Origin of the sequence: Bacillus luti (assembly GCF_009739945.1) — a bacterium.
GTDB classification, from domain to species: Bacteria; Bacillota; Bacilli; order Bacillales; family Bacillaceae_G; genus Bacillus_A; species Bacillus_A luti.
On record NZ_CP040336.1, the window covers coordinates 2,766,404 to 2,785,281 of the forward strand.

An 18,878-nucleotide genomic window follows, 5' to 3' on the forward strand; every position below is an offset into this window, starting at 1 on the left:
TAAAACTCAAACTCGTCGGCTTCATTTGAGAAAATAAAAAGGCCATCACCGAAGTGACAACTTTCAAGAAGACGGGAGAAAAGAGAGGGAAAAATGGTTCAAAACAAATTAACACCTGAAATGCTAGATGAAGTGGCTAATCTTGCAATTAATACCAGAATTACATTAGAAGCTTATGAATCACCAGCGAGTAAAGGGGCTATTCAAGAATTACAGCAGAGATTAATGTAAAAAATGAACTTTAATACGTATTACCACCAAACGTTACCTGCGTAGTCCCTTTACTTGGAACGAACACATACTATGTAACGGAACATTGTTCAAAATAATCCACATTATATTATTTTGAACAGGTATTCCCCTATTTTTATGGAAGTATATAATTAAGAAAAACAATAAAATTGATTAATCTCTCACTTCTTTGTCCATCCTTTTAAAAAATCTATGTTTTTATAAAAGGAGTGTTTATATGGAGAAACAGACACTTTGGAAAAAGTTCAAAAAAAGCTCTGTAAACCTCGGTAAATCCAGCGTATATGAAAGTATTATTTTATTCTATACAATGAAAAAGAAAGAATTACCTACTAAAGCGAAATTCATAATATTAGCCGCTTTATCTTATTACGTATTAACAATCGATTTCATTCCAGATATAGCTGCTATTATTGGGATTGGCTTATTAGATGATGTTTTAGCAATTGCTATAGCGCATAAATATGTTATGCGCTATAGCAATTGCTAAAATTCGAGAAAAGAGTAAATTGAAAATGGAGTCATTATTTACTTCCACACAAGCATAATAAAAAAAGAGCTAAGATAATTTCTCTTAGCTCTTCTTTCATAAAATTAATGTTTATAAATACTATTTCACTTCATTAGCGACAAAAAAGTGCTCACATACACTTGATATGCGCTGTAAGTCTACGTTCCCACCAGATATAACAGCTACTACTTTTTTTCCTTTTATATAACTATCAACTTTTCTTGCAAGAAGTGCAGCAGTAGCTAGTGCGCCTGCACCTTCTACAACAGCTTTCCCGCGTTGTAATAAGTCTTTCATCGCTACTTCTAGCTCTTTTTCTGATACTGTTACAATATCATCTACTAATTCTTTTACAACTTCAAAAGTTAAATTTCCTGGTATTTTAACCGCACAACCATCTGCTATAGTAGGTGCCTCATAATGTTCTACAATTGTGCCTTTGTCATAAGATGCCTTCATCCCATGAACATTGTCTGCTTGGACACCAATTATATTAATGGATGGATTAAAAGATTTTAATGCAACAGCAATACCAGAAATAATCCCGCCGCCACCAATTGGTACAATGACAGTATCAACATCCCACATATCATCAAGAATATCTAATCCTATTGTACCTTGACCAGCCATTACTTCTACATCGTCATATGGATGTAAGTATGTTTCACCTGTTTCCCTAATAATCTCTTCACATTTTGCTTTCGCATCATCAAAGGTTTCACCATGTAAAACTACTTCAGATCCATATCCTTTAGTTGCATCAACTTTCGCCTGAGGTGCAGAAATCGGCATAACAATTTTACTCTTAATACCGAGTAAATGAGCAGATAAAGCAATTCCTTGCGCATGATTACCTGCTGAACATGCAATAACTCCTCTTTCTTTTTCTTCGTCTGTAAGCTGTGACATTTTATTAAATGCGCCACGGAATTTAAAAGAACCCGTTAATTGCATATTTTCTAATTTCAAGTGAATTTCTCCACCTGTTTTACTAGTCAAATAAAAAGATTTTACTAATGGCGTTTTACGGGCATTTCTGTCTAAAATGTTTTGAGCTTTTTTAATGTCTGCTATATGTAATGGTAGTTTTTTAGTTATCATATTAACACCTCTTCTAATGTTCTATTCCTAAGTTTTCGTAAGTCGCAGCTCCTTTATACGAAACCATCTATGTTAAAGACAATTCTTTATATATGAACCCCGCTCTGTAATACACACATTTGCAAACAATTCAACATCCTCTTCATATCACGCTCTTTATAATGATTTAGGCATGCAATTTGGATCCAATTATTCTTTTGTGAATACGCTGATTCATAATGGACAATATATCCTTGTAACGCTAACGCATCTCCTACTGCTTTAGAAGAGAGACCTTCGCTTAATACAATAGTAAGTATAATTGGCGCGGCATGTTCTTTAGGTGAAACAAGTTTTAATCCTATACTAATAATAGCTTCTTCCATATAATCATATGTCTCTTTAATTTTCACATATACTTTTTCATCCTCAAATCTCTTCAATGCTTCTTGCAAAGCATAAATTAAATTCCACGAATGAGAATATGGAATGCTTTCATTTTCTTCGTACATACCAATGTCCATATAGGCCGGTAATGTCTCGTTTACTTTCACATTGTGATTATGAAAAACGAAAGATACTCCAGTAAACGATTTAATTGCCTTTCCACTAACACCGCTTGCAAAATACACAGCCTTTAAATCTATCGGTATTGCTCCAATCGAACTAATACAATCTACACATAGTTTCATTTGATGCGTGTTACAAAGAGCATTTAGCTCTTCTAAATTATTTAACATTCCAGTTGATGTTTCATGGTGAACGAACCAAAGCCATTCATAATTTCCAGTTTCCACTATTTTTTCTAATTCTGTATAAATAAACGGTTCTCCCATTTCTTTTTTATACGTATCAAAATGTAATTGCGCGCGTTTTGCGTGTCCAACTAATCTATTACCAAATTCCCCATTTGTTAATACTAGTCCTTTTCCTTTTAAAGAACGTAATTGTAAAGCAATTGCATCATTCGCTAATGTCCCTGTTCCTAACATTATTTGTACACGCTTTGCTTTTGTCATCTGAAGTAATCGTTTCTTTACATTACCTATCGTCACTTGAAATGACTTAGAACGATGAGAAATAGGCTTCGTAGCAAAAGCCTTTTGAACATGCTCTTCAATATCTACTGGGCCAGGTAAAAACGTATATTCTTTCATCATAATGCTTCCCACACTAGATTGTTCAAACATAGCAGGTGTTACATACATGGGCTGAAAAGCAGCTTCTTCTGTACCTACTAACGTATGGAAAGGTTTGAATCCCATTTGCTCATATAAAGGTAGTTCGCGTGTTGTAGCAGAAATGAGTGCCAATTCATATCCATTTAGAAGCAGATAACGATGTAGAAAACGAATTAATCCTAACAGCGCTCTCCCATTTCGATATTCACGCTCTACTGAAAGTAAACGAATTTCATATACATTTTCTCCATATTCTTGCAAATAAAAATCTAGATTTGAAATTTTATAATCTAACGAGAATGGTCGTTTTCCTCGCAATGCAACCATACCTACTAACTTATCATTATCTAAACAAATTAAATATGTATTTTCTTCATGAAAACGATCAATACGAACACGCTCTTTCGTTTCTTCATGTTGCGGAATTTCTTCTACAAATGTTTTATAATTCAATTTATGTATACTTTCAAATTCCCAAGCTTGATCAGCCACTTTATAAATTAACCCCATGTTTTATCTCCTTTGTGTATTTAATAAAATGATAAGTGGAGATTAACCCCACTTATTAAAAGTTCATTTCATTCTCGGTTTACATATAAAATAAGTACAATTATGAGAGCACTTAAAATAGTCGTAACAATAGAGTATGAATACAAAATCATGCAAACTGGCAAACAAGCGATTGTAATTAAACCTGGCTTCGTAAATCCTTTAAAGATTAAATAAAAAATAATAAAAACAGCAACAAGAGTAAGCGCTATCAAATAATCAAATGCGATTAGTCCTCCAATAAATGTCGAAATGCCTTTACCGCCCTTGCCTTTAAATAAAATTGGATAGATATGTCCAAGTAAAACAGCCAGTAAAGCTAACATTACAAATGTAGAATCTTCAAAAAGGTATTTTGCAATAGAAACTACAATCGCCCCTTTAATTGCATCACCTAAAAATGTAGCGATGAAATATCCTTTTCCATATACGCGCCCCATATTTCTTGCACCAGGATTTCCGCTTCCTTCATCTCTAATATCAACGTTATGTCTCCACTTTGTTACTATATACGCGGTCAATATGTTGCCAAATAAATAAGAAGCCACCAAATATAAAAACTGCATACTATTAATCATGTAATCATTCACTTTCTATATGGGAATACATATACAATATTCAATGACTATATATATTGTACTTTTTTATCTACATCCCTTTATACATTTTAACATCATATTTTTACAAATCATACAAAAATTCTCATGCTTCTATTTTTTAAAATATAAACCCTTCATTAAATGATATGTTCCTTTCACTGCTGATTGTGATATAAATGTAACTTCTCCTATACTCTTCTCACAGCATTTCTTAAATTCATCGTATATTTCAGGAACGAAACGCAATATGCTGCCACTTACTGCAATTGGAGTGGATAAATCAAACTGCATCTTGTTATAAATATCTACTGTAATTCTTGCTAATTCTTTTCCAGCTTGCATCATAATTTCATGTGCGTCATCATTCCCATTTCTCGCTTCCTCAATAATGAATGGTGCAATTGCTGCAACTTTGTCTTTTGAAGAGCTATATACTAGACTTTTTATGTGAGACGATGTCAAAAGTTGAAACTGATCTTGAATACTTAAGCTTAATGGGCAAAGTGGAATTCCTTGATCAAATTGATTTGCTATTCTCTTTAAACCTTGCAACGCAATCCAATATCCACTTCCTTCATCACCTAAAATATGTCCCCATCCACCGCTATACTCGTACACTTCTCCTTTCTTTCCTAGACAAATCGCGCCTGTGCCGCCAATTGTTAAAATTCCATCCTTTCCTTGTAAAGCAGCTGTATGTGCAACCATTGCGTCATTAAAAATTTCAATTTGTGTTCCGTACTTCTTTTTTAGACGTTCTGTTAATTCATTCGTATGTGCTCCACCTACACCTGCTAATCCTAAACAAATACAAACGCAATATCCATTTAATAAACCTTTTTGACATTGATCAATCGCCTCCATAATATGAAAAAGCGCTTCTTCAAAATCTATTAATATGTTTCCAAATCCACTTGTAGCTCTTACAAGTTCGTTTCCGTCTTTATCAAATGCAATTGCTTCTGTCTTTGTTCCCCCGCCGTCTACTCCAATCATATACTTCATATGTTCGCCTCATTTTCATCATCTTATTGGAGGGAATGTTGTATTCCCTAAAACTACAGATTGCTTTGCACCCGTTGCACTTGGCACATTACTCGGATTACGATGATGCGTTTCGTTCGCTAAAATTGCAAAGGCAATTGCTTCTTTCGCCTCTGAAGAATAGCCTATATCTTCTTGGTTGAATATTGCGCACTTTTCTTCCTTCAATCCATTTCGCACCATTTCAACAAGGGTACGATTATAACTGCCGCCACCCCCTAAAATCACCTCATTGATTTCATAATACGGCAAAATAAACTCCTTATAATGATGAACAATTGAACTTGCTGTAAACATCGTGACAGTGGTCAATATACTTTCTTTACTATACTTTTCAAATCGTTTTAATAATTCACTTACAAACTCTTTTCCAAATTGTTCTCTACCTGTTGATTTTGGTGGTTTCAAGTTCAAAAATGGATGATTCATACAATATGTCAAAATTTCATCTACAACTACTCCCTGTTTTGCAATCTCACCATTTTGATCATACGGCAACTGAAATAACCTTTGACATACTTCATCAATTACCATACTCCCTGGACCAGTATCAAAAGCAATTACACTCTCATTACTTCTTTTACTTGGAATCACTGTAACATTACCGATCCCGCCAATATTTTGTAGTAGTCTATTTTTAGTTTGATGACGATACAAAATGACCTCTGAATACGGCACAAGTGGTGCACCTTGTCCCCCTGCTGCCATATCCATCGTTCGAAAATTAGAGATAACTGCCGTGTTCGTTTCGTATGCTATTACTGCTGGTTCCCCAATTTGCAATGTGGACGGTATCATATTACCATCTTGCTTTGGTTGATGATAAATCGTTTGTCCATGAGAACCTATTAAATCTAACTGTTCCAAAGAAAAATTGGCCTCTTTACAAACTTCCTTTACAGCATTGGCAAAACATAAACCAAGCTTAAAATTTAAACTGCATATGAGTTGGACATTTGAACTTTCTATCGATAATGATTGTTGTATTTCCTTTTTTATCTCATCACAAAATAGAACAGTAGTAAAATGTAGAAGTTCGACCTTAGACTTTACACCACTCCCTTCTATATGAACGAGCGCTACATCTATTCCATCTAATGAAGTACCGGACATTATCCCTGCAATATACATAACATGCATGACCTCCTATTTACTAAAAAACAATCATGTAAGTGAAAAACGTACAACCAACTGAAAATAATATAAATCGAAAACACAACTGAGCTTTTGATGCAAACGAGCCATCAATGAAAGAAACAACTACAGTAAGTAAAATACTTGCCGCAATGCTTGTAACGAGCCATATACTATGCATTTGTGATAGATTAAGCATTCTTAATAAGGGTACAAAAAGTAAATTCGCACATATTACTCCAAATAATAATAAAAATACACCTTTATAACTAAATTTTATATGCATCCCATTTCACCCTCTCTGGATTTCATGTGAAAGAAGTGATAGGCAAAATGCCTATCACTAAAAAATAAAACATAAAACTTACGAATTAACAGATTCTCCGTCACCATTCTTTTCAATTTCAAGCATATTTTTGTCGTACATTTTAAAGAATGGTAAATAAATAAGGAATGATATTGCTATATTTATTAAAACTAATACAACTGCACGCCAATCTCCTCCTGTAGCTAAATAAGCGCCTATTGGGGCTGGTAATGTCCACGGCGGCATTATATGAGTTGGTGTTACAAGTCCCATTGTAGTTGCAGCATACGCTATCGTAGCTGTTACTAGCGGTGTAATAACGAAAGGAATAATTAAAATTGGATTCAATACAATCGGTAAACCGAAAATAACCGGTTCGTTAATGTTAAAAATTCCAGGCACAATACAGGTTCTCGATAATGCTTTCGAATATTTTGATCGACCAAATACGATCATAGCTAACACAAGCCCTAACGTTGCTCCCGAACCACCAATCCATATAAACCATTGATAAAACGGCTCCGGTGCAATGAATGGAAAGTGACTCGCACCACTTGCCACAGCTTCACCATTCTTTCCTAAATATACATCCCAAAGCGGTCTCGCCACTGTTCCTACAACAGATACACCATGTATTCCGAAAGACCAGAAAAACGTAATTAAAAATACGGGTATAATAACGCCAAAGTAACTGTCACCAGCTTTTACTAACGGTGCGGCTAATTTATCTACAACGTAATGTACATCCACTTTAAAAACGACAGTAATAAGACTCATAATGATAATAACGAAAGCGGCAGGTATAAGTGCTTCAAACGAACGAGATACTGATGGTGGCACTTGTTCTGGCATTTTGATTGTGACGTTTTTCTTCTTACAAAACCTTAAAATCTCCACTGATAAAATGGAAACAATCATCGTCACGAATAATCCATGACCTCCGAGATTTGTCATTGGAAGCATAAATCCTTTTTTATCAATTAATTCAGGCGTTAATGTTAATAGCAGTGAACATACTGCAAGCTGTGCTCCTGATAAAGCATCTAACTTATAACTTTTCGCTAAATTATATCCTATTCCAAATGCTATATATAAAGACATAATAAACATCGTTAACCGATATGGTATTAATATACTTGTTTGATTCTTTAATGCCCACACTGATATGAAACTATCTTTCGGTAATGGTGGAAATGCTACTATTAAAAAGAAACTTCCTACGATAATAAATGGTAACGCCGAAATAACTCCATCTCGAATTGCTTGTAAATGCCTCTGTTCAGAAAGCCTTGCCATCGGTCCAGATAAATTTTTATCAAGAAACGTGACAAACTTATTCATAACGCTTCCCCCTAACTCATTAATTCATTTACAGTTTTCAATAATGTTGGTCCACCAAGCGGTGTGTATGCTTGCGGCGGTATGATACCGCAAGGAACAGACTCCTCTTCTGCAAATTTTTTTACTGAATCAAATCGATGTCTAATTTGAGGTGCAACCATTACAACATCCCAACCATTCTTTACTTCTTCCTCTACCTCACTTGTTCCAATTGCATGCACTTCCATGTTCACACCATTTTTCTCCGCTTCTTTTTTTAAAGCGTTTACAACAATTGCGCTGGACATTCCTCCAGAACAAACGAATAAAACCTTCATTATTGAATCCTCCTATACTTATAAATTGTTTCCTTCAAATGAAAGAAAGTTTCACTTTACTAACAAGCATATGAAGTAGTGAAAGAATTTAGTTGTGATGAAAGTAAATTTCACCAAAAATATTTTTCCTATTAAATTAATGTTTCAATATTTATTTTTCTCAATTGTCAGAACAACCTCATCTCGGATATTATTTTAGTTAACCATATAATAAGGAGGCGTATAAATGATCATGAAACGTTTATTAATGATATGTTGTATCGTCATCTTTTTTATTCCTTTCTCTTTCATTTCCCCTCACTCTACTTACGCTGAAGTAAATACTACGTCCAAAAAACACGAATTACGTGCTGTATGGATCGCATCTGTTCTTAATATTGATTGGCCCTCAAAAACTAGCTTACCTATTGAAAAGCAGAAACAAGAATTTATTAGATTGCTAGACGATGTAAAAAACACTGGTATGAATGCAGTGGTTGTACAAATTAAACCAACTGCTGATGCTTTTTATCCTTCCAAATACGGTCCTTGGTCTGAATACATTACGGGTACACAAGGAAAAGACCCTGGAAACGACCCACTCGCATTTATGGTTGAAGAAGCACATAAAAGAAATATAGAATTCCACGCATGGATTAACCCATACCGAATAACGATGAATCATACTGATATAAATCGATTATCAGACAATCACCCTGCAAGACAACATCCCGATTGGGTTGTACCATATGGCGGAAAGTTATATTACAATCCCGGTATTCCAGAAGTGAAAAAATTTATAACAGAAGGTGCTTTAGAGATCGTGCAAAATTATGACATTGATGCCCTTCATATGGATGATTATTTTTATCCATATAAAGTAGCGGGCGAACAATTCCCCGATCAAAAAACGTACGAAACATATAATAACGGTAGCTTTACAAATATAGAGGATTGGCGACGTGACAATGTAAATGAACTTGTCAAAGGTTTAAATACTGCTATTAAACAAGAAAAATCATACGTAAAGTTTGGCATAAGTCCGTTTGGCGTATGGCGAAATATAGCCGACGATCCGACTGGTTCTAACACAACCGCAGGTCAAAGAAACTATGATGACCTTTACGCTGATACACGTGAGTGGATACAAAAAGGATATATAGATTACATTACACCGCAAATTTACTGGAATATTGGTTTCACACCAGCTGCATATGACATATTAGTAGATTGGTGGGTAAAAGAAACAAATAATAAACCGATCCACCTATACATCGGTCAGGCGGCTTATAAAATTAATAATAACTTTGTCCCTGCTTGGTCTGATCCTGAAGAATATCCAAAACAAATTACATTAAACCGGCTATATCCAGAAATAAAAGGAAGTATGCATTTTAGCTTAAAAGATATTAATAACAACCCACTAGGAGTAAAAGATAGACTCGCAAAAGACATATATAAACATCCTGCATTAATCCCGCCTATGCCTTGGCTTGATCATGAACCACCAAAACAACCTACTTTAAAAGGTGCTATTCCAAGAGAGGGAGGTATTGCTGTAGGTATCATTGATGATAGAGAGAATGATACTGCTTATTATGCCATTTACCGCGTGAATGGAAAAAATGAAGTGGATATAAAAAATCCGAAAAATTTACTTACTACTGTAAGAAAAATAAAACTTGGAGAAATTTATGTAGATAAAACAGTTATTTCTGGAGAGACGTATACGTATGTAGTAACTGCGGTTGATCGATTGCACAATGAAAGTGTTGCATCTAGTAAGACCACTATAAAAGCAAAATAGTATACAACAAAAAACTACCTATTCTTTTATGAATAGGTAGTTTTCATACTATCATTTAAATACTAAACTACATAATTTCTTTTAATAAAGTGTTAGCACTTTTAAGTATTTCTCCGCCATCATTCATTAAATTCGTAGCTTTTTGCATTTTATTTGTGTTTCCCTCATCTAAAGCTTCTGGAGTTAATTTCGCAGACTGATTAAATTTCTCTAAAGCCTGCATATATAAACTATTAACTTCTTTAAATTTATCAGGTACCTGAACATTTGGTGGATTTTCAGTTACATCTTGTAACATGATTAAGCTAGCAGCTAATTTAATCGTCCATTCTTCATTCCCAATCTTATTATTAATTAATAGATTACCCGTCTGATTTAAAGAATCTGTAAGTTTTTTACTATGAGTAGCATATGCTGATCTATAATTTGATTCCAATACTTTTTGTTGTGTTTCTACCTTGCGTGCCTCCGCTTCAGCTTTCTTTTTCACTTCCTCTTCTTGCTTACGTTGCTCTTCTTCTGCCTTTTTCTTTGCTTCTTCTTCTTTCTTCTGTTTCTCTTCTTCTACCTTCTTCTTTTCTTCCTCTTCTTTTAACCTATCTGATTCTTCCTTTTGTTTAATCTTTTTTTCTTCCTCTGCTTTTTCGGCTGCTTCTTTTTCAGCTTTTTCTTTTTCCTTTTCCTCAGCTGCTAATTTCTTCTCTTGTTCTTTTTTCGCCTTTTCAGCATTTTTTTCTTCCTCTAGTTTTTCTTTTTCCGCTTTCTTTTCATCTTCTTTTTTAGCTGCTAATCGCTTCTTTTCTTCCGCTTTTTTATCCATTTCAGCTTGTTGTTCCACAGTTATTGGATAAAAGATATGACTTAAAGTTAATGAAACTATAAATACCGATAAACATGAACCAAAAATAATAGCAAATTTTTTCAAGCGTGAACGATATTTCTTTATAACTAACGTCCCTATCATAGCAATAAAAAATACTATCGCTCCAATTAAAGCAATCATCCCAATAAACATTAACAAAGTATCCACTATTTAAATGTACTCCTCTACTTATGTATTTCATAAGACCCAAACTAGTTATCTATACATGACTTTGGATATTTTTATATAAAAACACTTTTTTTTGGAATCTTACATTTTCAACATTTGTCAGTATAGCAATAATAATGTCATATTAAAAGTCTTTTACTTACTTATTAATACTTCAACTAATTCCGCAATTTCTGATTAAACTATAATTTTTATCAAAATAAAAAGAGACCCCTTAAAAAAGCTATATTTATCAGCTTTTTTAAGAGAATCTCTCCTACTTATTTTTAAACTTCTCAGTCGCTGCTCTCATCTTCACATTCAAATCATGATCAATGGCATCGCGAATATCTCGCTCTACTTCTTCCAGTTCTTTTTGGAAATTTTGCAAGTAGATTTTTAATTCTTCTTCTTTTTCTGGTCGTTGTGATGGTGGTAATTGTACAACTAAAGATAACATCGCTGTTAAATCTTTCATTAAGAACGTTTCAAGTTTATGTTGTTGTTCAAACATACGCTGCTCTTGATAGTACGGCAGTGCATTTAATACTGAGATTGTAATATCATCAACCGTTTTTTGTAATGAAGGATTTATTGAACGTTTATACGCTTGAATTGTATTTAGTGCATCTGGATATCGATCATAAAAATACAATTTATAAAACGATAGGTCTGTCGGTTTTACTGTTTGTTGTGATTCTTGTCTTAAGAAATCTTTCACTTTCATAGTTGCTAAGTCGATATCTTCATTTGTAAGCTTTTTTGTTGTTTTTGCCATTACATGTACTTTTTTCTGCTTTTCTTTCGGTAACATTGAGAAAACTTGCTCTCTCGTACGTTGTCCTGATGCACAGAAAAGAGTATTTAATGTATGCTGTTCTTTCTTCCCTTCCGTACGAATCCAGCGATAAAAGAGTGGATGTTGTGTAAATTCTTGTAGAAACGGTAATGATTTATTCGACAACTTATCTAAAGAATCGTGTGCTCTTTTATATGGTTTCGTCCATGAAAAATACAGTTTTCGTCCGAAATATACAACTAATACAACGACAGTAAATGCGATTAAAAGTAATGTACCTAACAGTACTAGTACTGTTTGAATGAAACTCATTTTTTCACCTCCTCTAATAATCTGCTATTTCCTTGGACGCTGAATGAGTTTCTGCTTCATCTCATCGTTAAATGTGTCTAGTTCAATAACAAACTTCTTACTTGACTCGATAATACGTTCTGATGATTTCTCAGAAGCTTCAATCGCAGCGAATACGTTTTGGAATGATTCACGTAATTTATCCATACTAATTGCAGGATTTTCAAGAAGTTTTGTTGTTTCTTCTGTATTTTGTTTTAAAGCTTGTGAGTTACTTAATACCATTGATTCAATTGCTTCATTTGTCGCATTTACAGCATCAATTGTTTTACGTTGATTTGTTAATGCCAGTTGGATAGCAGCTGAAACTGTTACAACGTTTTGCGTCATCGTAATTGCATTACGAATTGCTTCTGTTAATTTTTCGTTATTTTTCTTAATGATGTCTACAGATGCGATAGATTGTAATAATACACTTTTCGCTTGCTGCATATTACGTGTACGTACAAGTATCTTTTCTAATGCATCATTAATTAATGGAATATCTCTTTGACGCTCTGGATTTTGCTTCTCAGCTTCGAGCATGCCGGCAAGCTTTTTCCCTAAGTATACTTGTTTATCAAGAGCGTGAATTTTATCGTGCGATTGCTCCTTAAGCATCTCAAGACCAACTGTATCTTCTTGTAAGTTATCACGGCCAATTAAAAGTGATCTTATAATCTCCTCGATTTGCTTATCTATAGATTGATATTTATGCACGTATGTTTCAAGAGGGTTTTTCTTAAATACTTTAAACATTATTTTTTTCATACCACTTGCTTTTAATGAGTTTGGATCTAATTCAGATACTACTTTTCGTAACTCTAACAATGTATTTGGAATTTCTTCATTTTTCCCATTTATCATCGCTGTTACAGGACGTTTTAACGCTGATAACGTTTGTCCTGCTGCTTGTTGCTCTTTATCCCCTAAATCTCCTAGCTGAGACAATACTTTTGATAAATCTGTATTTTGCTCGCTATTTAACTTTTGTACATAAAGATCAGCTTCTTTATTCAGTTCTTCTAGTTCTTCATCTTTTATAACTGTATCTACTACTACCTCTACATTATTGTCTTTCACAATCGATACAGGTTCTTTTTTCTCGAGTTCAGTCAACAAAATCGCTCCTTTATTTATATGTGCGAATTTATATGCACTATATTTCATCTATTATATCGTATTTCATATACATTCTGACTGCTTGAAATCGATTTTTTAGAAATGCCTGTTTATGCAGTCATTCCCTGTTTCTTACTATAAGTATACCTGTAATCAACATAATTTTCCTCAGACTTAAGACCTAGAGAACAACATGCTGAAGACGGATTCTTCGTATGTTACCTATATAATTTGCGTTCTTACCCTTATGCAGTGCTCATCTTTTGACATCTATCCGATTTCAATGTGATACTTATATTACGTTCCCTTCTATTTATTCTTGCGCGCTACAAATGCTCCCTTTTGAAACGCTAATAACACTGTTTCAAATGTATCATCTTCTTCGATCATTTTTATAAACTCAGCTAATTCACTCGCATGAGAAGTTGCATTATCGACAACAAGAAGGCCTTTTGGTTGTAACATACGTTTAATATGCTCAAGCCACCACATATATTGTGTTCGCTCTGAATCTAGGAAAATAAAATCAAATGAATGATCTAATTGTGCATCTAAAAATGCCCCCGCTTCTTGATTATGAACATCGATTCTTTGTAAAAGATTTGCCTTTTCAAAATTTACAAGTGCCTCTCCTACTCGTTCCGAAGAAAGCTCGACAGTTGTTACATTTCCATTAGTTTCTTCTACCGCACTTGCTATCCAAAGTGTAGAATAGCCATTAGAAGTTCCAATTTCTAAAACGTTTTTTGCATTACTCCCTTTAACTAAAATCGATAAAAATTGCCCCATCTCACGAGAAACATTCCTTAATTTTTCTTCCCGTATTCTTTTATTCCGATCATGCTCTTCTCCATATTGTTCAAGTTGCAATAATAATGAATCTAAAGTATCCATTCTTTTCATCACCTTTCCAAGCAATATGATGAAAAAGCTCTTGCTGCCCGTCTACTTTTTATTATATGCGAAACAAAAACCTTTTTCCCGTTATATGACAAAGATTTATAATTTTTTATAGCATATTGTTTCGTTTTTTGGTAAAGTTAATTTCTACGTGCAATTATTCCATTCATATTATTTCACATTGAAATTGCAGTTATAAAATAATATAAACCCCATTTAAATGAATCGGTATTTCAAATTCAATTAAGCGCCCTTTTCGGACGCATTTTCTTTTGTTTATATATTTCTTAGAGGAAAGGATGCTTACTTATGAACGTGATTAGCTTAGATGCTGCTAGAAAACGAAAGCAGCATAAACAATTAATGATTACTATACCGATTATTACACGTATTTATGAAGAAGACGGGGAAATTAAATTTGAGGTAGCCGGCGAAAAAGATGTACCTCTTGAAATGTTAGAAAAGTAATAAAATAAAGACGCATTTCAGTTGAAATGCGTCTTTATTTTATATTTAAATGCATAAGTTTTTCAGGATTAACCATCATATAAATGTTTGAAATTTTCTCATCGTCAAATGTAAATGAAAGTACATAAGTCACTTTATTATTTATTGAAACTATAACTCCTGGTGTACCATTTACCTTTTTGAATTCAACTGTATACTCCTCTGTCAATCGTTTTGCAATTCCAAAGAGCAAACGTATAATTTTATCCGCAGAATAAATCGGATTAATAGCCGTTGTAACTTTACCGCCACCATCTGATTTGAATATCGCATCTGTTTTTAATACTTCTAACATACCTTGTGCATCTCCACACTGTAAGGAAGATACAAACTTTTCAACATAAGCAGCCATTTTCTTTGTGCTTAATTGTGATTCCTTCGGTTTCTCCAAAATGCTTTTTCGTGCACGTTGAAAGATCTTTCTGCAATTCACACTACTCTTATCAACAATCGAAGCGATTTCTTCGTAGTCATAACCGAAAACCTCTCTTAATATGAAGACAACCCTCTCTACCTCAGACAATTGTTGTAAAAGTAATAAATATGCCGTAGAAATTGATTCTTTCATTACAAAGGACTCTGATGGGTCATCACTCTCTTCCACAAATGGCTCTGGTAACCACATTCCGACATATACGTTACGTTTATGTGCTGCTGAACGTAATTTATCAATTGAGCGATTGGTTACCATTTTACATAAATATGCTTTCATATTTTCTATAGATTGAACATCCTCCAAATTATTAAGCGATATAAATACATCATGGACGATATCCTCAGCATCCATAACACTCCCAAGGATTCGGTATGCTAACGAAAATAATAATGATTGATACGTTTCATATAATTGCTCCGTTTCCATGATAAACTGCCCCACTTTCGGATTGCTTTAAAATGTGTAAGGCTGCACGTTTTCCGCTTGCTACCGCAGCATCAGCTAATATTTCATCATGCCCTGCCCAATCTCCTGCAACGTAAACACCTGGCATTTCTGGTATATTAGGGCCCGGTTTTTCAACACGGTCAATATGAGGAAAATCATGTACTACCGTTATTTTCGGTAAATATTGCCTTGCAACAACTTCCCTTTTCCAATTTGGATGTAACAATTCCATCGTATTTTCTAACTGTTCTTTATCTTCATAAATATGATTCATCTCTAACACAGGATTATGATACTTAATTAAACTCACTGCAATTGATCCATCTTCACTTAATTTAGCTGCTCTTGATTGATTCGTAAAAAATATAGGTTGATCTAATCCCAATGCAAAATGATGCAAAGGATTCGGCAATTGTTTTAAACCAATATCTAACGCTGCCACGGTCACTGGTATAGATTGTTCACTCCATTTTTGCAAACTTGTTCCTTCAGCACCTTTTATCATTTTACAAGCCTCTTTCGGTGAAATTGTTACAATGACTGCATCTGTTTCAAATACTTCATCGTCAAAACAGTATATTCTTTGTTTCCCTTCACAATGCTCTATTTTCAAAACATGCTTTTTAGTCAGAAATTGCACACCATTCGTATTCGCTATATCCCTTAAATTTGTTATTATCGTCTCCCAACCACCATCTACATAAAGTACTCCTTCTTTCATAGAAAGCTGTATTTGCTTTAGTACTGAAGATGCTAATTGTATTGTTGGAGCATACGTATATGTTGTTGTTCGGCATAATGCATAAAATATATTTCGAACCATTGGATCTTTAATTTCATTTTCTGCCCATGTAGTTAGACTCATTTTAGGAATTTTTCCTACATCTAAATTCCCTAACTGAATCATAAGACGAGAGAACTGTACTTTTGCAGACCATGAAAGTAACGGCGTTGATAAAATAGAGCGAAAATCTGTTGGGATGGTGAAAATATCCCCTTTCCATATTCCGTGTGCTTTTGTAGATGGGATTCCACCTGGAAGATTCATACCTAGTTCATTAAAAGCTATAAACGCTGCCCCGCCTCTATATAAAGCATGTGCACCAAGATTCATACAAATGCCATTTTTATTTATAGTCATCCCTCGACCACCTAAGTGACTGGACTTTTCTAATACAATAACTTTCCTTCCAGCTTTCGCTAAATATATAGATGCTGTTAATCCAGCAAGCCCACCACCAATAATTGCTACATCAAAATTTTTCATAATAAAATCCCTCCTTATCCGTTCTACATACGAGACGAACGATTAAGGAGGGATGTGACATTCCGTTACACATAATTTATTTTTCCTAACCACTTTATTGCAGTATCACCTGTCAAACAGTGGCTTAAAACTAATTTATATTCCAGAAAGTGTTCGTGAACCTTTTCTGGAATTGTAACAGTTATACCTTCTACAAATGAATTTGTTTACATAATAATATTATTTTCTAACTCATTACATGCTGGTGCCAAATTTCACTTTCTTCTTCACTCATCCCTCCTATTACTTTTGAAAAATCTATTTTTCTATCAAATGAGTCTTTTAACATATAAAATTGTTCAAACGATCCTGTAAATATTTCTAATGAATGAGAACAACAAATCGTTTCAAGGTTATCAATTGTTGCGCCATCTAATTCTAATTCCTTTATTCCTTTCATTTTACCTAATGCCGCTCCATCCTTTACCTTTGTATCTGTCAACTTTATATTTTGAATTGACGCATTGTGTTCAAAGCAATTTAAATTAGCAATGATGCTATTTTCAAATTCAATTGTTATTAACTTATTTAAATTTTGTAAAACAAGCAAATCCAATTCACTAACATTTTCTAAACCTAAAATATGTAAATGCTTTAAATTATCTACTTTTGAAATTGCATAGAGCTGCTCACGATTTGAAATATGTACAGTAAGCGATTCTAACTTTTTAAACTGCGTTAGTAACGAAAAATCTTGAATACTAGTATGTGAAATATCTAATTTTTTTAATGATGGCATTTCTACAAGTGCCGATAAATTATTTACATTCGTCTTCTTCATGTTCATTTCTTCTAAGTGCTGCAAATGTAATATTGGTGTTAAATCTTGTACCGGATTATTAACTAAATATAACTTCTTTAAAGAATTCATTCGTTCTAATCCTGTTAAATCTTTAATTTCATTTCCAGATAAAATTAGTTCTCTCACTTCTGTGCACATCTGTAGTGGACTTATATCTATCAACTCATTTCCACCTAAATATAACCTCTTCTCTCTAATAAACTTGTCTGCACGTTCAGATGTCCCCACTATATCTTTCCAATTCTCATCTAAACTATCGTACCAACCTTTAACGTTTTTTTCAGATTGAAATATAAATTGAGGATGTAAAACAGGTAATTCAATATTAAATAAAGCGTCTAAAAAATGTATATTATCGTTAGCGCCATAACTCCAATATAAATAATCTTCCTCTTGGTGAATGGTGAAATCTTTATTTTTTAGCTTTTGTAAAATAAATAGTAACAAATCTGAAATTCTATTTGCAATTACATATTTTACTTCTTCATCTCGTCCAAAATTAATAACTTGTCCCACTTTCCCCTTTTCCCCCGGATCAACATCTATTCCAATATTATTCCCTCCATAATCCTTACTAATAGGTATCCAATTGCGATTCACATAGCTTTCCTTAATGCATTCTGTTGGTATTGAAAATGCATCAAAATTAAAAAACGCATCATCTTCAATACTTTTCCATACTCTCCACTCATCCAAAACTTCATCTAATGAGAGAAATGGCAAACCAAAAAATAATCCTGGTCCTGATTTAACCTCACCGTTATGCGCGAGATACAGATTACGTAATTCGTCTGGAAATGAAATCCCCATTTCACTTTCGGCATATTGAATTTCTTCTATTGTTGCAGGTGCATTCAAAAACGGTTTAAAGTAATTTTTCAATTCAACTTCCAACTCTTTTAAAATAGTATGATTCATTTTCTACACTCCCCTTGCATTCCATAATAAAAAAGCGCTATCAATTACATTAATTGTAATTAATAGTGCTTTTTTTCGCAACGAAACTAATTTTATACTATTTCTTCTTAATCCAATCATACTGTATACGTACTAATAACAGTATAATTTAACAAACTAAAAGCAGCGCCCTTTCACATT

General features: G+C 33.7%; 18 protein-coding genes and 1 pseudogene. 4 read left to right on the top strand and 15 right to left on the bottom strand.

Features of this window, described 5'->3' with window-relative positions:
- The first annotated feature begins 93 nt into the window (after nucleotides 1-93).
- Nucleotides 94-231, top strand: a complete 138-nt coding sequence (locus EUC40_RS26965) for a hypothetical protein (protein ID WP_167520151.1) — start codon at nucleotides 94-96, stop codon at nucleotides 229-231.
- Nucleotides 232-469: 238 nt separating this feature from the next.
- Nucleotides 470-800, top strand: a pseudogene (locus tag EUC40_RS14160) (YkvA family protein).
- A gap of 62 nt (nucleotides 801-862) precedes the next feature.
- Here EUC40_RS14160 and tdcB read toward each other — a convergent pair.
- The 8 genes from tdcB to EUC40_RS14200 all read right to left on the bottom strand — a co-directional run bounded on the left by tdcB (nucleotide 863) and on the right by EUC40_RS14200 (nucleotide 8,315).
- Nucleotides 863-1,864 carry a bifunctional threonine ammonia-lyase/L-serine ammonia-lyase TdcB gene (gene tdcB / locus EUC40_RS14165; RefSeq protein WP_156575741.1) on the bottom strand — a complete coding sequence of 334 codons (1,002 nt, stop codon included), beginning with the start codon at nucleotides 1,862-1,864 and terminating at the stop codon, nucleotides 863-865.
- 86 nt (nucleotides 1,865-1,950) lie between these two features.
- On the bottom strand, nucleotides 1,951-3,534 hold the full coding sequence (locus tag EUC40_RS14170) for an aminotransferase class V-fold PLP-dependent enzyme (RefSeq protein ID WP_156575742.1): 1,584 nt from the start codon (nucleotides 3,532-3,534) through the stop codon (nucleotides 1,951-1,953).
- Between the two features lie 68 nt (nucleotides 3,535-3,602).
- Nucleotides 3,603-4,151 (bottom strand): glycerol-3-phosphate 1-O-acyltransferase PlsY, encoded by a 549-nt coding sequence (plsY, locus tag EUC40_RS14175; RefSeq protein ID WP_156575743.1) that lies wholly within the window; start codon nucleotides 4,149-4,151, stop codon nucleotides 3,603-3,605.
- 132 nt (nucleotides 4,152-4,283) lie between these two features.
- The gene (locus tag EUC40_RS14180) at nucleotides 4,284-5,177 is read right to left on the bottom strand and encodes a BadF/BadG/BcrA/BcrD ATPase family protein (protein ID WP_156575744.1); all 894 of its coding nucleotides are present in this window, start codon (nucleotides 5,175-5,177) and stop codon (nucleotides 4,284-4,286) included.
- An 18-nt stretch (nucleotides 5,178-5,195) separates the two neighbouring features.
- Nucleotides 5,196-6,347: an anhydro-N-acetylmuramic acid kinase AnmK gene (gene anmK, locus EUC40_RS14185; RefSeq protein WP_156575745.1), complete on the bottom strand. Its 1,152-nt coding sequence runs from the start codon at nucleotides 6,345-6,347 to the stop codon at nucleotides 5,196-5,198.
- Nucleotides 6,348-6,369: 22 nt separating this feature from the next.
- Nucleotides 6,370-6,636: a hypothetical protein gene (locus tag EUC40_RS14190; RefSeq protein ID WP_071712242.1), complete on the bottom strand. Its 267-nt coding sequence runs from the start codon at nucleotides 6,634-6,636 to the stop codon at nucleotides 6,370-6,372.
- A gap of 78 nt (nucleotides 6,637-6,714) precedes the next feature.
- Nucleotides 6,715-7,998, bottom strand: a complete 1,284-nt coding sequence (locus EUC40_RS14195; RefSeq protein WP_156575746.1) for a PTS sugar transporter subunit IIC — start codon at nucleotides 7,996-7,998, stop codon at nucleotides 6,715-6,717.
- Between the two features lie 11 nt (nucleotides 7,999-8,009).
- Nucleotides 8,010-8,315, bottom strand: a complete 306-nt coding sequence (locus EUC40_RS14200) for a PTS sugar transporter subunit IIB (protein WP_000865910.1) — start codon at nucleotides 8,313-8,315, stop codon at nucleotides 8,010-8,012.
- A 226-nt stretch (nucleotides 8,316-8,541) separates the two neighbouring features.
- Between EUC40_RS14200 and EUC40_RS14205 the strand changes: the two genes are divergently transcribed.
- Nucleotides 8,542-10,101, top strand: a complete 1,560-nt coding sequence (locus EUC40_RS14205; RefSeq protein ID WP_156575747.1) for a glycoside hydrolase family 10-like protein — start codon at nucleotides 8,542-8,544, stop codon at nucleotides 10,099-10,101.
- Between the two features lie 67 nt (nucleotides 10,102-10,168).
- Here the strand turns inward: EUC40_RS14205 and EUC40_RS14210 are convergent, their stop codons facing one another.
- From EUC40_RS14210 to EUC40_RS14225, 4 genes are all read right to left on the bottom strand, one after another.
- Nucleotides 10,169-11,131, bottom strand: coding sequence for a hypothetical protein (locus EUC40_RS14210; RefSeq protein WP_244322163.1), 963 nt, complete (start codon nucleotides 11,129-11,131; stop codon nucleotides 10,169-10,171).
- Between the two features lie 277 nt (nucleotides 11,132-11,408).
- On the bottom strand, nucleotides 11,409-12,242 hold the full coding sequence (locus EUC40_RS14215; protein WP_098663404.1) for a DUF3974 domain-containing protein: 834 nt from the start codon (nucleotides 12,240-12,242) through the stop codon (nucleotides 11,409-11,411).
- Between the two features lie 24 nt (nucleotides 12,243-12,266).
- Complete coding sequence (locus EUC40_RS14220; protein ID WP_156575748.1) at nucleotides 12,267-13,379, bottom strand: toxic anion resistance protein; 1,113 nt, start codon at nucleotides 13,377-13,379, stop codon at nucleotides 12,267-12,269.
- Between the two features lie 312 nt (nucleotides 13,380-13,691).
- Nucleotides 13,692-14,285, bottom strand: coding sequence for an O-methyltransferase (locus EUC40_RS14225; protein ID WP_156575749.1), 594 nt, complete (start codon nucleotides 14,283-14,285; stop codon nucleotides 13,692-13,694).
- Between the two features lie 306 nt (nucleotides 14,286-14,591).
- Here EUC40_RS14225 and EUC40_RS26970 point away from each other — a divergent pair, with 306 nt between their 5' ends.
- Complete coding sequence (locus EUC40_RS26970; protein WP_071712245.1) at nucleotides 14,592-14,750, top strand: hypothetical protein; 159 nt, start codon at nucleotides 14,592-14,594, stop codon at nucleotides 14,748-14,750.
- A 34-nt stretch (nucleotides 14,751-14,784) separates the two neighbouring features.
- Here the strand turns inward: EUC40_RS26970 and EUC40_RS14230 are convergent, their stop codons facing one another.
- The 3 genes from EUC40_RS14230 to EUC40_RS14240 all read right to left on the bottom strand — a co-directional run bounded on the left by EUC40_RS14230 (nucleotide 14,785) and on the right by EUC40_RS14240 (nucleotide 18,698).
- Nucleotides 14,785-15,651, bottom strand: a complete 867-nt coding sequence (locus tag EUC40_RS14230) for a sigma-70 family RNA polymerase sigma factor (protein ID WP_156575750.1) — start codon at nucleotides 15,649-15,651, stop codon at nucleotides 14,785-14,787.
- Nucleotides 15,629-16,939, bottom strand: coding sequence for a phytoene desaturase family protein (locus EUC40_RS14235; protein ID WP_156575751.1), 1,311 nt, complete (start codon nucleotides 16,937-16,939; stop codon nucleotides 15,629-15,631). Before EUC40_RS14235 ends, EUC40_RS14230 begins: the two co-directional genes overlap by 23 nt.
- A 226-nt stretch (nucleotides 16,940-17,165) precedes the next feature.
- Entirely contained in the window at nucleotides 17,166-18,698 is a 1,533-nt protein-coding gene (locus EUC40_RS14240; protein ID WP_156575752.1) for an SMI1/KNR4 family protein, read from the bottom strand.
- Nucleotides 18,699-18,878: the final 180 nt, after the last annotated feature.